We start from the raw sequence: 14,833 nt of genomic DNA, 5'->3' as shown, positions 1-14,833 counted from the left end.
TAAAATATAGCCGTTTTATTCAATTTAAACATCAAACAATCCTGCATGGTAGTGATCAATCTAAATAGAGGACATCATCATGCTAAAGTATAGTCATTTTTTTATACGTTATTTGAGTTATCCGATTTTATCTGTTACGACCTTAGCAATAGTATTATTGATGGCTTATCAAAAAATACCCTATTGGCCATCCGCACTAGTATGCATTGTATCCATTAGCGCTATGGTTGCAATGTTAGAGCGCTTTTTGCCATATCAGCAAAAATGGTTACATGATCAAGAGGATACATTCACTGACATTTTTCATGCGATTTTTAATGTAGCACTTATTCTAATAACCGCAACAATTTTACAATTTATCCTTAAATTCGAGTTTTTTTCTAAATTATGGCCTATTCAATGGCCAATATGGGTACAATTTTTACTGGTGGGGATAATTATCGATTTTGGTTTATGGTATATGCATAAACTGAGTCATCGTCGGCGCTGGTTGTGGAAATTACATGCCATTCATCATCAACCTAAACGCTTATATTGGTTAAATGGTGAAAAACGTCATCCATTAAGTGCGATTGCACTAGCAACACCTAGTTTATTGGTGTTAACGATATTAGGGGCACCAACCTTGCTGGTAGGTTGTTGGCTAACCTTTACTGCGGTACATTTAAGTTTTCAACACGCCAACTTAGACTATCGGGCAGGGCCATTAAAACATGTATTTGCTGTTGCTGAAGTACATCGTTGGCACCATAAACAGGGCTTTGGCAGTAAAAATTTTGCCGAGGTTTTTGTGATTTGGGATCATATTTTTGGCACTTTTCACTACGAAGAAAAAGCAGTTTCCGCAGATAGTTTGGGCATTCGTACCCCTATATCGAATCGATATTTCAAGCAGTTGTTGTGGCCATTTAAAAAGTAGCTGTAATCATAGTTCTTGGACTATGAAATGGTCTAATTAAATCATCAATAACTTTAGAATTATCAGGTATTGATGATTTAAATTTTCATGGATAGAAGTTGAAGTAACTAAACGACAAACTGAAGGGTTGGTGAGAAATCACAGCAAATGCCAATTGGTATATGACTTTTAATTTTAAAAAGTACCGTGCTGAGCTATCTTGAGTTTAGCCTTATTTAATAGTTCATTTAACATAATGGCGAATCTACGAAATCTTTCTCATCACACTTTTTACACTCTAGCATCATGCCTAATTTCTCTTTGTATCCTTGTTCAGTCATCCCAAAGCTGAAAAAAGAAGCGCTAGCAAACATGCAAGCTTATCGCGAAAAATACGGTATCTAAAAAGAAAAAGGCATACCTCTAAATAGGGGTATGCCTTTTTAATATTTTTTTTAGAACTGATAATTCAAACGCAATAACACATTACGTGGTGTGCCTGGCATACTGTCTGAACGCCAGTACTCTTTATTGGTTAGATTATTCACCGCAAGTGTGACATTCCATGGATCTGCACTATAGCCAATCGCTGCATCGACACGGTTAAAGCCTTCCATTTTTACTTGATTATTAATATTTGGATAATAAGCCCCGACATAGGTCACGCCCACTTCGGTATACCACTGTTCAGTTGGTAAATAGCGAACAAATAAATTACCCGTGTTTTTAGATGTGTTGGCTAAATAGTTGCCTTCTTGTTCAGGTTTTTGTTTATCTTCTTTTACTTTTGCATCTGTGTAGCCATAACCACCGCGCACAAAGACATTATCAAGTACGCGGCCAATAAAGCTAAATTCAAGACCACGAGATTGATGCTGACCCGCAGTTGCCCATACTTCTGGTTGCTCATTAGGATTTGGTTTATAGCGAATATTATTTTTACGAATATCAAAGACAGAAAATTGAGTATTTAAACGATTATCTAACCATTCGCTTTTTACCCCAACTTCATATTGCTCGTTATATTGAGGTTCTTTATCCATTTTTGTGACATCGGTGTTTCCAGTAACTTGGTTAACACCCATTTGTCCGCCAAATGGAGCAAAGCTTTTAGAGTAAGACGTATAAAAGCTATGTTCAGGAAGCGGTTGCCATACCAAACCAACATTTGGGCTAAAGCTGCCATCTTTTACATTACGGTGTTCTTTTGTCAGCTTGTTGGTGGTTGAAAAGTCAAAGTAATCGTAGCGGACGCCCAGCATGAGTTTAAGTTGGGCATTTAGACCAATTAAATCTTGAATAAATACGCCGTAAGTTGTGCCTTCATTATAGTTATGCTGACTAATCTTTAATGGTCCATTGCCACGACTGTACTCTCGTTCACCAGTGATTGGATTAACGTAACCATAAATGGCTGACCCATTTTGAGTTTTATTGGCTAGACGTGGCTCTCGTTGTTCATATGTCCAGTCTGTACCCATCATAATTTGATGTTCAAGTGAGCCTGTTTTGAACTTGCCCTTAATATCAAATGTATTGGTGGTGGTCTTATTGCTGGTTTGTTGCCAGTAGTAAATTTGGTCGACGTAACCTTTTTTAGTACAAGACTCATTCTTTGAGTTTTTACCATCTAAACCACAATAAGTTCCAAAATAAAAGTGGTCAAAGTTTTGTTCTGCTTGTCGGTAACTTGCTGCCCAGTGAAAGTTCCAGTCAGGCGCATATTGATAATTCACATCGGTGCGGACCACTTGCAAAATATCATCAACATAATCGCCGTCTTGGGCAAATCCCATTTTAATTGAAGTCCCTGCAGGCAGAATGTCACGTGATGGTCCGCGATCAGGTACACGACCTAATTTGTCATAGGTATATTGTGTAGTCCAAGTGAGAGTTCCATCATCATTTTTATAAGTGAAACTTGGTGAAAACATTTCAATTTTATTTTCAATGCCGGAGCGGAAGCTCCCTGATTCACCATATTCTCCAGTCAAACGTATTGCTAAATTGTCATTAAGTACTTGGTTAATGTCAGCCGTTGTTCCGTAGTTGTCGTAAGAACCTGCGTATGCACCAACTGAACTTTTAGAGTCAAAATTGGCGAATTTACTCACCATATTCACAACCCCGCCGCCAGCACTACGGCCATATAAAACAGAGGCGGGGCCTTTTAAAATTTCAATACGTTCGATATTTGCTGTACTACGACGTACTTGTCCGCTTTCACGTATACCATCACGGTAAATATCACCTGTATCGGCACCAAAGCCACGAATCGTGATGCCATCACCACGCATATCGTAACTGGTTGATACGCCTGGAGTGCCTTGTAGCATAACGCTTAAATCATTTGAGCCATAAATTTTATATTTCTGAACATCAATTGTATCAACGGTTTGAGGAATATCTTTTTTGTCTAAACCATTGCGTGTGACATTGGCTTTATCATAGTCGATATAACTTTTAATTGGATCGAGCTCACTCATGGCCTCAATTTTTATGGTAGGCATGGTAGCTGCCACTTTTGCGGCTGAATCAGTCGGTTCCTCTGCGTAGGCACCTTGAATATTCAAGATCATTAAACTGAGTACGCTCAGCGGGAAAAGACGCTTCATTTGGGGAGATGGTATAGAAATTCTTAACATAAAAATAAAATCAATTAACAAAAATAAAAGTATAAATGATAATTATAATCATTTAATTGTTTAGAATAAAAGAACTATTATCTTAAAAAATGACATATTTATTTTTTAATAACTGATTTTTAATAAGTTAATTAGCAAATCAAATGAATTGTATGAGTTGACTCATTAGTTTTTCTTGTTAATTGGGTTTTAAAGGGGACTTTTCATCGATTAAAAGCACCCTTCTGGAATTACGCGTTATTTTTGAGAACATCTAAAATATCCATTTCTGGATCATAATTTTCATCAATTGTTTTGCAAATTGCTTGTCCCACAATGACATGCGTGCCGTTAAAGGTCATAGTGGGTGCTTCATATAACTCCCAACCATGATTCAGAGCTTTAGTTACTCGCACAAAAAGCAGAGTCATCAGGACCAGTTAAATAGCGATAAAGTTTCATGTTTAGCCTTTAAAAATAATATTTTATGATCATAGTTTAACTGAATTTAGCTTAATTCAAGATAAAGAAATAACCGATAAGGTTTTACTGAAATTAAGAAAAACCAGTGAAAAATCTCAGTTATACTCATGCTAATTTAAATTTTAAGAAGAGCTTGAGCATGCGTGTACTTGTCGTCATGGATCCGATTGAAACCGTAAACCTTAAAAAGGATTCAACCATGGCAATGTTGTGGGCGGCGAGCCGTCGTGGACATGAATTAGGTTATGCATTACAACAAGATTTATATATCGATCAAGGCAAAGCTTACGGCCTCATTTCACCGTTAAAGGTGTTCGAAGATTACAACCATTACTATGAGTTAGGCGAAAAGAAAAAAGAATCTATCGCGGCTTACGATGTTGTGCTCATGCGTAAAGCCCCGCCGTTTGACATGAATTTTGTTTATACGACTTATGTGCTTGAGCAAGCTGAGCGTGAAGGTTCATGGATTATTAATAAACCTCAATCATTACGTGATTGCAACGAAAAACTTTTTGCAACGCAATTTCCAGAGCTACAAGTACCTACACTTGTGACATCACAGCAAAGTTTAATTCGTGAATTTATTAAAGAACATGGTGATGTGATTGTTAAGCCACTTGATGGTATGGGCGGTATGGGAATTTTCCGTTTATACCAAGACGGTGTAAATATTGGTTCTACCCTAGAAATGCTTACAGAGCTAGGTACTCGTCCAATTATGGCTCAGCGTTATATTCCTGAAATTGTAGAAGGGGATAAGCGTATTTTAATGGTGAATGGTGAACCTGTTCCTTACTGTCTAGCTCGTATTCCACAAAATGGTGAAGTACGCGGTAACTTGGCGGCAGGTGGTTTAGGCCAAGCGCGTCCGCTTACTGAAAACGATAAGCTGATTGCTGCTAAAATTGGCCCTTTCCTACGCGAAAAAGGTTTGATTTTTGTAGGCTTAGATGTGATTGGTAATTATGTCACTGAAATTAATGTCACTAGCCCAACCTGTATTCGTGAAATTGATGCTCAATTTGGTACATCAATTGCCGATGATTTATTTGATGTATTAGAAGCTGGTCGCACAGCTTAATTATTTATTTCAGGTGATTTTCAGCGGTATTTATTGGAAATCACCTGAAAATATATGAATTAATAAAATAACAATACTAAATACACCACAGCTTTGTAGGCATATTTTCAAAAAAGCACATCTTTCTGTTATAAACGAGTGAAATTAGCTTTTCGTTAATGAAGCTTTAGGATTAAAATAAACGGCTACAAAAATAGATGACAATTTCCATTGTTTTTTGAGTTGAAGAATTAGACCGTGACCGATTCACAGCAAAGCAAACCTAAACATGTCATGATGATGGCTGCCGGTACAGGTGGACATGTTTTTCCAGCCCTCGCCGTAGCCAAAAAACTTCAACAACAAGGTTGTCAGGTTTCATGGTTAGCCACGCCAACAGGTATGGAAAACCGATTATTAAAAGATCAAAATATTCCAATATATCAAATTGATATTCAAGGTGTTCGTGGCAACGGATTAGTCCGTAAAATTGCTGCACCTTTTAAAATTTTAAAAGCCACTTTAAGCGCAATGCGTTATATGAAACAGCTTAAAGTTGATGCAGTTGCAGGCTTTGGCGGTTATGTTGCGGGGCCGGGTGGTTTGGCCGCACGTTTGTTAGGTATTCCTGTACTTATTCACGAACAAAATGCAGTTGCTGGTTTTACCAATGCGCAGTTGTCTCGTGTTGCTAAAGTCGTATGTGAAGCATTTCCAAATACATTTCCTGCGGGTGGAAAAGTCGTTACAACAGGAAATCCTGTACGTCATGAAATCACAGATATTTTAAGCCCAAAGTGGCGTTATGATGAGCGTGCGCAAGCAGGACAGCCTCTCAATATTCTAATTGTTGGTGGTTCTTTAGGTGCCAAAGCACTCAATGAACGCTTACCTCCAGCATTAAAACAATTACAAGTTCCACTCAATATTTTTCACCAGTGTGGTCAGCAACAAGTTGAGGCAACTCAAGCACTTTATGCAGATGCACCAGCTAATTTAACTGTACACGTTTTGCCGTTTATTGAAGATATGGCAAAAGCTTATAGTGAAGCGGATTTAATTATTTGCCGAGCTGGAGCACTCACAGTAACAGAAGTTGCAACAGCAGGTGTGGCCGCAGTTTTTGTACCACTCCCTATAGCAGTTGATGACCATCAAACTGCAAATGCCAAATTTCTGGCGGATGTCGGTGCTGCGAAAATTTGCCAGCAATCGACCATGACGCCAGATGTTTTAAATGAATTGTTCACTTCGCTGATGAACCGCCAATTACTTACTGAAATGGCAGTGAAAGCGCGTCAACATGCCCAACCAAATGCGACTCAGCATGTGGTTGATCTTATCCAAAAAATGTAATCGGATTTACTATGTCTCCATCAACAGCTGCGAACCAAGCAAAAAAACTGATTAAAGTGCCTGAAATGCGCCGTATTAAACACATTCATTTTGTGGGGATCGGTGGCGCTGGGATGTGTGGCATTGCAGAGGTTTTGGGTAACCAAGGCTATAAAATTTCCGGTTCAGACATTAAAGCGTCTAAAACTACAGAACAATTAGAGAAAAATGGCATCAAAGTTTATATTGGCCATCAACCAGAAAATATTAAAAATGCCAATGTGCTTGTAGTTTCTACAGCAATTGATCCGGAAAATCCGGAAATTAAAGCTGCAATTGAACAGCGTATTCCAATTGTACGTCGTGCAGAAATGCTAGGTGAGCTTATGCGTTACCGTCACGGTATTGCTGTGGCTGGGACACATGGTAAAACCACAACTACAAGTCTTTTGACGACGATGTTGGCGGAAGAAAACCTTGATCCAACTTATGTTATTGGCGGCTTACTTAACAGTACAGGCGTAAATGCAGCGTTAGGTGAAAGCCGTTTCATCGTGGCTGAAGCTGATGAATCAGATGCATCTTTCCTTTATTTGCAACCAATGGCAGCGATCGTAACCAATATCGATGCTGACCATATGGATACCTATGAAGGAAGCTTTGATAAATTAAAAGATACGTTTGTACAGTTCCTTCATAACTTACCATTTTATGGCTTTGCTGTAGTTTGTGGGGATGATGCAAACATTCGTGAAATTCTGCCGCGTGTAGGCCGTCCGGTCATTACTTATGGTTTTAATGAAGATAATGACATTCGTGCAGTTGATATTGAACAAGATGGTATGCAATCGCACTTCACTGTGTTACGTAAAGGTCGTGAACCATTGCGTTTAACAATTAATCAACCAGGCTTACATAATGTTTTAAATGCCTTGGCAGCAATTGGTGTTGCCACAGATGAAGGTGTTTCTGATGATGCAATTAGCCGTGCATTAGAAGGATTTAGTGGTGTTGGCCGCCGCTTCCAAGTGCAAGGTGAATTTGAACTTGCTGATGGCAACGTTAAGTTGGTTGATGACTATGGACATCATCCGAAAGAAGTAGAAGCAACAATTAAAGCTGCTCGTCAAAGTCATCCAGATCGTCGTTTGGTTATGTTGTTCCAACCACATCGTTATTCTCGTACCCGCGATTGTTTTGATGACTTCATTGAAGTGCTCTCTCAAGTCGATCAATTATTATTGTTGGAAGTTTACCCTGCTGGTGAAAAGCCTATTGTGGGTGCAGACAGCCGTACTTTAGCGCGTAGTATTCGTTTACGCGGACAAGTAGAACCAATTTTGGTCGATCCGGTGGAAGGTAATTTGCAAAACATCATGCAAAATGTGTTACAACCAAATGACTTGTTATTAACGCAAGGTGCGGGTAACGTGGGAGCAATTTCAGTAGAACTTGCGCAACACCATTTGTATGTGAAATAAACAAAAAGTATTGAATTATCGGGTTAAGGATTTAAACGTGTCAAATGCTACAAAATTCGGCAAAGTTGCCGTGTTATTTGGTGGGAAATCGGCTGAGCGTGCTGTGTCTTTGGATAGTGGTCAGGCAGTTTTGGACGCTTTGTTACGTTCAGGTGTTCAGGCTGAAGCATTTGATCCACAAGACCGCAGTGTGACTGAACTTGTAAATTATGATCGTGCATTTATTGTATTGCATGGTCGCGGGGGTGAAGATGGCCAGATTCAAGGTGTACTTGAATGGTTAAATCTGCCTTATACAGGAACAGGTGTGCAAGGTTCTGCTATTGGCATGGATAAAGTTAAAACCAAGCAAATCTGGCAAGGTAGCGATTTACCTACAGCGCCATATCGCATTATTACTAAAGAAACAGATTTAGATGCGGTGATTGCTGAGTTAGGCTTACCTGTCATTATCAAACCTGTACATGAAGGCTCAAGTGTCGGCATGAGTAAGGTTGAGAAAGCAGAAGACTTTGCTGCAGCAATTGAAAAGGCGACTCAGCACGATGCTGTGGTGATGGCAGAAAAATGGATCACTGGTCGTGAATTCACAATTTCATTCCTCAATGGACAGCCTTTACCCGTTATTCGTTTGCAACCACCAGCAGATGTTGCTTTCTATGACTATGAAGCGAAATATCAACGTAACGATGTAGAGTATGGTATCCCTTGTGGTCTGAGTGAGGCTGAAGAGAAAAACCTACAAGCATTGTGTTTACGTGCTTTTCAGGCGGTAGGTGCAGAAGGCTGGGGCCGTATTGATGCGATGCAGGATGAGCAAGGCAATTTCTGGCTTTTAGAAGTAAACACTGTTCCAGGTATGCCCAGCCACTCTTTAGTTCCAAAAGCTGCTAAAGCTGTTGGTTATAGCTTTGATGAATTGTGTGTTGCGATTCTTGAGCAAACATTGGAAGGTACGGCTTAAATATGGCACAACTTCCGGCTTCCATGCGCCGTAAACGTGCGGCCATCACCTCTATTCATGATAAACCGCCTACGCGTAAGCAGAAGCTTGCGAATGCTGGTGGATGGGTGCTGTTGGTTATTGCTTTTGTAGTGCTGGCAGTCGGAATTTATGGGTTATATAAAGTTATTACAGATGCAACAGTTGCAAAACTAGAAGTTGTAGGTTCAGCATCTTCTGTTGAAACCCAACAAGTGATGCAACATGTTGCTCCAATTATAAAAGCGAATTATTTCACATCTGATTTAGAACAGATTCGTGACAAAACATTAGAAATTTCATGGGTAGACCGAGTTGTTGTATCTCGTGCTTGGCCCAATGGTATTCGTGTTCGTGTCATGCCTCGACATGCTATCGCCCGTTGGGGAACAGGTCGCTTGTTAAGCGATGGAGGCGATGTATTTAGTGAGGCGGAGCCGACAATTCATCCTGAACTTCCGTTGCTTCATGGGCCGGTAAGTCAGTCAAAAATGATGATGCGACGCTATAATGAAATTAATCAATTATTCCATCCTGTTAATTTACGCTTAAAAGAGTTATATCTGACTGAGCGAATGACTTGGTTTATGCAATTTGATTCTGGTTTACGTATTATTGTTGACCAAGATCAAACAATGAATAAGTTGCAACGTTTAAGTCATCTGGCACAATCTGACTTAAAACCGGTGTGGTCGAAAATCTCAGCCATTGATTTGCGATATCGTAATGGATTATCTATTCAATGGAAGAACGCAACACCACCTAAAATTGTGAATGGTCAGTTTGTTGTAACGAGTGATGACACAAGCATTGCAGGTGGAACAAAAGCAAAGCCATAATACGTGGCTTTAAAATAGGCAATTTGCCTGGTATTAAACAACAAAGAAATGGTATGAGTGATGAGTGAAGCTGTTCCCTCAGTTGTTGCGATTGACATTGGGACGCATAAAGTTTCAGTTTTGATTGGAAAAATTCATGCGCCGGATAACATTCAAGTTATCGGTATGGCAACTGCTCGCAATCGAGGCATGAATAAAGGAAAAATTGTAAGCCTCGATAAAGTCATTGCTGCGATTAAAAATGCTGTTGCTGAAGCGGAAAATATGGCCGAATGTCGCATTCATAGCGCATGGGTATCTATTCCGAGTACCGAGTTGCAAAGTTTTTATGCCTCTGGTCGCACACCAGTATCTAATCCAGCACATGTGATTACAACAAATGAAGTCGTGCGCGCGTTAGAATTGGCAAAAGCAAGTCATGTGACTTCTGATTACTATTTAGCAAGTGCAGTGCCGTTAGGCTTTGAATTAGGTGATTCTGCTGAATGGGTGCAGAATCCAATTAATATGACTGCCCATAGTATGACTGGACATTATCAGTTAATGATGATGCCTATAGCGACTATGCAAAACCTTGATCGTGCCATGAAAGGTGCAAATATCGGGGTTGAAAAAATGGTGGTGTCTTGTCTGGCAACCGCTGAGGCAAGCTTGCTTAAAGATGAAAAAGAGTATGGTGTTTGTCTGGTTGATATTGGCGCAGGCATTACCAATCTTGCTGTTTATCTAGATGGACGTTTAGCTCTAGCACGTACATTGCAACGCGGTGGTGAGCACGTTACACGTGATATTGCAGCTGTATTGCAAACTACGACAGAAGAAGCTGAACGAATTAAAATTCTGCATGGTTGTGTCGATTTAAGTGCTGTTAAGCCAGATCACATGATTCAGGTAGAAGGAATTGATGGCCCTCAAACAATTAGCCGAATTGAGTTGTCAGAAATTATTATTGCCCGTTATGAAGAGATCTTTAGCCAGATTCGCGATGAACTCGAACAAAGTGGTGCAATTCATGGTTTATACCATGGGGTAGTATTGACAGGGGATGCTTGTCAAATAGAAGGTATGGTGAGTTTAGCTCGTCGTATGTTGGGTGTATCTGCACATTTGGGTAATCCGCCGTTACAGGTTTATGCTGATGATCAACATCAAGCAGCCTTACGTCGTTCTATGTATGCAACAGCAGCTGGTTTGCTCATGTTTAGCCAAAGTGAGTTGCAAGATGCTGTTGAAGAGCCTGAAGAGGCAAATGACCGTTCGGTATGGGAACGAATGGTAAATGGCTGGAATGCGTTTAATAGCAAGTTAAAAGCCATTTTTTAGGATGTATGTATTTATTGGTAGAATTGTTAGGAAGTTGTAAGAGAAAACCGCTGTACTTGACAAGGTTGGTATTGCACAGCATTCTTAAAATTAGTTATTTTTGAAAATCAAGGCAGTATACGGGCTGAAGTGACTGCCATAATGTATTAGGAACCCTAAAGGTCATGGCCTCATTTGAATTTATAGAAGATGAACTAAACGATGGCAACGGTCAAGCCCGTTTCACTGTATTTGGTGTAGGTGGTGGTGGCGGTAATGCCGTTCAACATATGGTGCAGTCTGATATTCAAGGTGTTAAATTCGTTTGTGCCAATACAGACAAACAAGCACTGGACTGTATGAATGCACCTTTCAAAATTCAGTTAGGCGAGCAAAGTACACGTGGTCTAGGTGCTGGTGCTAACCCTGAAGTAGGGCAAGTTGCAGCAGAAGAAAGCCGTGAAATCATTCGTCACCACCTTGAAGGTACCGATATGGTTTTCGTTACCGCTGGTATGGGTGGTGGTACGGGTACGGGTGCAGCGCCTGTTGTGGCTGAAGTTGCTAAAGAAATGGGTATTTTGACCGTTGGCGTAGTTACAACTCCATTTAACTTTGAAGGCCGTCGTCGTTTAAAATCTGCTGAACGCGGTATTGAAGCACTTGAAGCACATGTTGACTCATTGATTATTATCCCTAACCAACGCTTATTGAGCGTATATGGCGATATTTCAATGAAAGATGCTTATAAAAAAGCTGATGATGTATTGTTAAATGCCGTACGTAGTATCTTTGACTTGGTTGTTAACCGTGGTCACATTAACCTTGACTTTGCCGATTTGAAAACTGCAATGAGTACTCGCGGTTACGCAATGATGGGTGCTGGTTTAGGTCGTGGTGAAGATCGTGCACGTCAAGCTGCTGAACAAGCGATCCGTAGTCCATTACTTGATAATGTTAATATTATTAATGCCAAAGGTGTGTTAATTAACATTACGGGTGGTGATGATATTACGTTACGTGAAACAGAAATCATTACTGATGTTGTGAACCAGATTGTTGACCTTGATGAAGGTGAAATCTTCTACGGGACAGTATTTGATCCAGATGCACGTGATGAATTACGTGTAACAGTGATTGCAACTGGTTTAACTCGTAATGCAGCAGATGCTGAACCAAGAAAACGTAATACGGTAAGCCATGCATCGTCTCAATCAGCTCAATCTGTTGATGAAGATGACGTTCCTGCAATTAATAAGCGTCAAAACGCCGATAATGAAGTCAGTAGCACAGCAAGTTCTACTCCGCGTTCTTCTCCAATGAGTATTCAAGATTACTTGAAAAATCAGCAACGTAAGTAAATTATCGTTAGATTGAATGAAGGGCAGTGTTTAAACACTGCCTTTTTTTATTTTTGATCAATGACTAAATATGCTAACGTATAGCGGTTTTAAAAAAGAAGTTACAAAGCATGGTGAAACAGCGTACTCTCAATCGTGTGGTAAAAGCGAGTGGAATAGGTCTTCATAGCGGTCAAAAAGTGATGATCAATTTCATTCCACATACCGTGGATGGGGGTATTGTATTTCGCCGTATCGATTTGGATCCGCCAGTCGATATCCCTGCTAATGCATTGCTCATTCAAGAAGCTTTTATGTGCTCCAACTTGATAACCGGAGATATAAAAGTAGGCACAATTGAGCATGTAATGAGTGCGATTGCAGGTTTAGGAATTGATAACCTGATTGTTGAGGTATCTGCTTCTGAAGTTCCAATTATGGATGGAAGTGCTGGTCCATTTATTTACCTTTTAATGCAAGGTGGATTGCGTGAATTGGATGCACCGAAAAAATTCATAAGAATATTAAAACCAGTTGAAGCACTTATCGATGATAAGAAAGCAATTTTTAGCCCTCACAATGGTTTTCAATTAAATTTCACGATTGATTTTGACCATCCTGCATTTGCTAAAGAATATCAATCTGCGACTATCGATTTTTCGACTGAAACGTTTGTTTATGAAGTCAGTGAAGCACGTACTTTTGGTTTCATGAAAGATTTGGACTACCTGAAGGCAAACAATTTAGCACTAGGCGCAAGCTTAGATAATGCAATTGGTGTAGATGATACAGGGGTCGTCAACGAAGAAGGCTTACGTTTCGCCGATGAATTTGTTAGACATAAGATTTTAGATGCAGTTGGTGATTTGTATTTGCTTGGTCATCAAATTATTGCCAAGTTTGATGGCTATAAATCAGGACATGCTTTAAATAATCAGTTGTTACGCAATGTTCAAAGTGATCCGAGTAATTATGAAATTGTAACATTTGATGACGAGAGTCAATGTCCAATTCCATATGTGAGCGTGACATAAGTCCTTGTCTTTGCTTGGCTACGTTATAATGTAACATTAAAAAGTGTGATTATAATCACATAATAATAATGATTCTAATTAAGAAATAGAAAGCTCGTCATTTTTTATTGCTTGCCAAACGTAGTAAAGCTTGGCTAAGCTTAGGGTCGCTCACGAAGTCGGCTGCACTACGTAACATTTCTTGTGTTTCCGGGGGAATGGGTTTAGATGGCTCAGATGAGGGTGTATTTGGAATATTTTTATTTCTCAATCGGACCTGAATTCGTTGTAAGTCTTTTAACCCTTCAAGCTGAGATAATTTAGATACATATTGGTTCTGTAAATAACTGAGTTGACTAATCATCGCTTGATTTTCACCAGTAATGATTAAAGAGCCATTTTGATAACACACGACCTGCCATTGTTCTGGTTGGGGCAATAAGGGTTGGATAATTTTCGTAAGTCTTTGCCATTGCGCGACTTGCGTTGTTAGAAACGTAAGGTTTCCTGTTTTTATGTGTTTTCCGGTTTGTTGAAAAACGTTATCGGGTTTAGACATGGTCATTCTCGGATGGATTCTTGTCTTAATCTTAAGCGTTCATTTCAATCGATATCAAGGAAGAGATCATAAGGAACTTGAGTAAGAACAGTTTCAAGAGGTTTTTATGCACACGCGTCGTATTTTATTAGCGTTTTCACTTGCCGCTTCGGCAGCATCAGTTGCTTTTGCAGATTATCAAACAATTAACCAATCTACTGACTCAGATCGATTGGAACAGCTATCAAAAACATTATCTCAAGGTTCATATACTCATCCCGATGATTTAGATCTTCCGGCGAGTGCGAAAGTTTCAGTGACCTTACGCCAAAAAACAGTTGAACTCAACAATGAGTCGCTCGCAAAGAAGTACGGTAACACAACCGCAAAAAATTCTTTTAATGCCTCTTCTTCAAATTCTTACTCTTGGTTAGTTTCTCACCCTCTTCCTGATACTGTACGAGTTTCTTCAAACTTTGGTGGCCGCACTATGGGTGGTCGTGCAGAACATCATGGCGGATTAGATATGGCTGCTCCGAGTGGCACGCCAATCTATGCTACAGGCCCAGGTATTGTAACTAAATCTGGCTGGGGCACTGGCTATGGTCAATATGTTGAAATTAACCACGGCAATGGTTATTTAACGCGTTATGCTCATGCTTCACGTCTAATGGTGCGTGTAGGCGACCAAGTCTCTGCCGGTGAACATATTGCTAATGTAGGGTGTACAGGTCGCTGTACTGGTCCACATTTGCACTATGAAGTAGTAAAAGATGGTCAACGTAAGAACCCAACTACTTACTTGGCGATGCTTCCATAAAAGCATAGTTAAAAAGGTAAGGTTATTAAATTTATGAATCTAAAACTAAGCTAAACCTTTTTTAACGCAAAGATTGTATAAAAAAACGCCATTATTGGCGTTTTTTTGTTATTTT

Annotated in this window: 12 protein-coding genes and 1 pseudogene; 10 read left to right on the top strand and 3 right to left on the bottom strand. The window is 39.7% G+C overall.

All coding sequences use genetic code 11. The annotated features are described in order from the left end of the window. The first annotated feature begins 79 nt into the window (after positions 1–79). Complete coding sequence (locus J690_RS12470) at positions 80–919, top strand: sterol desaturase family protein (protein WP_032036143.1); 840 nt, start codon at positions 80–82, stop codon at positions 917–919. Positions 920–1,353: 434 nt separating this feature from the next. On the opposite strand, the gene J690_RS12465 is transcribed toward J690_RS12470, so the two are convergent. Continuing rightward, on the bottom strand, positions 1,354–3,543 hold the full coding sequence (locus J690_RS12465) for a TonB-dependent receptor (RefSeq protein ID WP_032036140.1): 2,190 nt from the start codon (positions 3,541–3,543) through the stop codon (positions 1,354–1,356). Between the two features lie 230 nt (positions 3,544–3,773). Beyond that, a pseudogene (locus J690_RS0104350) lies at positions 3,774–3,984 on the bottom strand (DUF1737 domain-containing protein). Positions 3,985–4,144: 160 nt separating this feature from the next. Here J690_RS0104350 and gshB point away from each other — a divergent pair. The 8 genes from gshB to lpxC all read left to right on the top strand — a co-directional run bounded on the left by gshB (position 4,145) and on the right by lpxC (position 13,381). Further along, the gene (gshB, locus tag J690_RS12460; RefSeq protein ID WP_032036139.1) at positions 4,145–5,089 is read left to right on the top strand and encodes a glutathione synthase; all 945 of its coding nucleotides are present in this window, start codon (positions 4,145–4,147) and stop codon (positions 5,087–5,089) included. Positions 5,090–5,326: 237 nt separating this feature from the next. Then, complete coding sequence (murG, locus tag J690_RS12455) at positions 5,327–6,424, top strand: undecaprenyldiphospho-muramoylpentapeptide beta-N-acetylglucosaminyltransferase (RefSeq protein ID WP_032036138.1); 1,098 nt, start codon at positions 5,327–5,329, stop codon at positions 6,422–6,424. Positions 6,425–6,435: 11 nt separating this feature from the next. After that, positions 6,436–7,884: a UDP-N-acetylmuramate--L-alanine ligase gene (gene murC, locus J690_RS12450; RefSeq protein ID WP_032036136.1), complete on the top strand. Its 1,449-nt coding sequence runs from the start codon at positions 6,436–6,438 to the stop codon at positions 7,882–7,884. 37 nt (positions 7,885–7,921) lie between these two features. After that, positions 7,922–8,848: a D-alanine--D-alanine ligase gene (locus J690_RS12445; RefSeq protein ID WP_032036135.1), complete on the top strand. Its 927-nt coding sequence runs from the start codon at positions 7,922–7,924 to the stop codon at positions 8,846–8,848. Between the two features lie 2 nt (positions 8,849–8,850). Further along, positions 8,851–9,705, top strand: a complete 855-nt coding sequence (locus J690_RS12440) for a cell division protein FtsQ/DivIB (RefSeq protein ID WP_014207933.1) — start codon at positions 8,851–8,853, stop codon at positions 9,703–9,705. 60 nt (positions 9,706–9,765) lie between these two features. Further along, positions 9,766–11,028: a cell division protein FtsA gene (ftsA, locus tag J690_RS12435; protein WP_002122057.1), complete on the top strand. Its 1,263-nt coding sequence runs from the start codon at positions 9,766–9,768 to the stop codon at positions 11,026–11,028. A 164-nt stretch (positions 11,029–11,192) separates the two neighbouring features. Further along, complete coding sequence (gene ftsZ, locus J690_RS12430) at positions 11,193–12,368, top strand: cell division protein FtsZ (protein ID WP_002121912.1); 1,176 nt, start codon at positions 11,193–11,195, stop codon at positions 12,366–12,368. A 110-nt stretch (positions 12,369–12,478) separates the two neighbouring features. After that, on the top strand, positions 12,479–13,381 hold the full coding sequence (gene lpxC, locus J690_RS12425) for a UDP-3-O-acyl-N-acetylglucosamine deacetylase (protein WP_032036133.1): 903 nt from the start codon (positions 12,479–12,481) through the stop codon (positions 13,379–13,381). A gap of 97 nt (positions 13,382–13,478) precedes the next feature. Here lpxC and J690_RS12420 read toward each other — a convergent pair whose 3' ends face one another. Further along, positions 13,479–13,925: a DciA family protein gene (locus J690_RS12420; RefSeq protein WP_002121887.1), complete on the bottom strand. Its 447-nt coding sequence runs from the start codon at positions 13,923–13,925 to the stop codon at positions 13,479–13,481. 100 nt (positions 13,926–14,025) lie between these two features. Between J690_RS12420 and J690_RS12415 the strand changes: the two genes are divergently transcribed. Next, the gene (locus J690_RS12415) at positions 14,026–14,718 is read left to right on the top strand and encodes a M23 family metallopeptidase (RefSeq protein ID WP_002121983.1); all 693 of its coding nucleotides are present in this window, start codon (positions 14,026–14,028) and stop codon (positions 14,716–14,718) included. Positions 14,719–14,833: the final 115 nt, after the last annotated feature.

Origin of the sequence: Acinetobacter sp. 742879, from assembly GCF_000588535.1 — a bacterium.
Classification (GTDB): Bacteria; Pseudomonadota; Gammaproteobacteria; order Pseudomonadales; family Moraxellaceae; genus Acinetobacter; species Acinetobacter pittii.
Note: the sequence above shows the minus strand (reverse complement) of the source record. Positions and strands in the feature narration are given on the sequence as shown.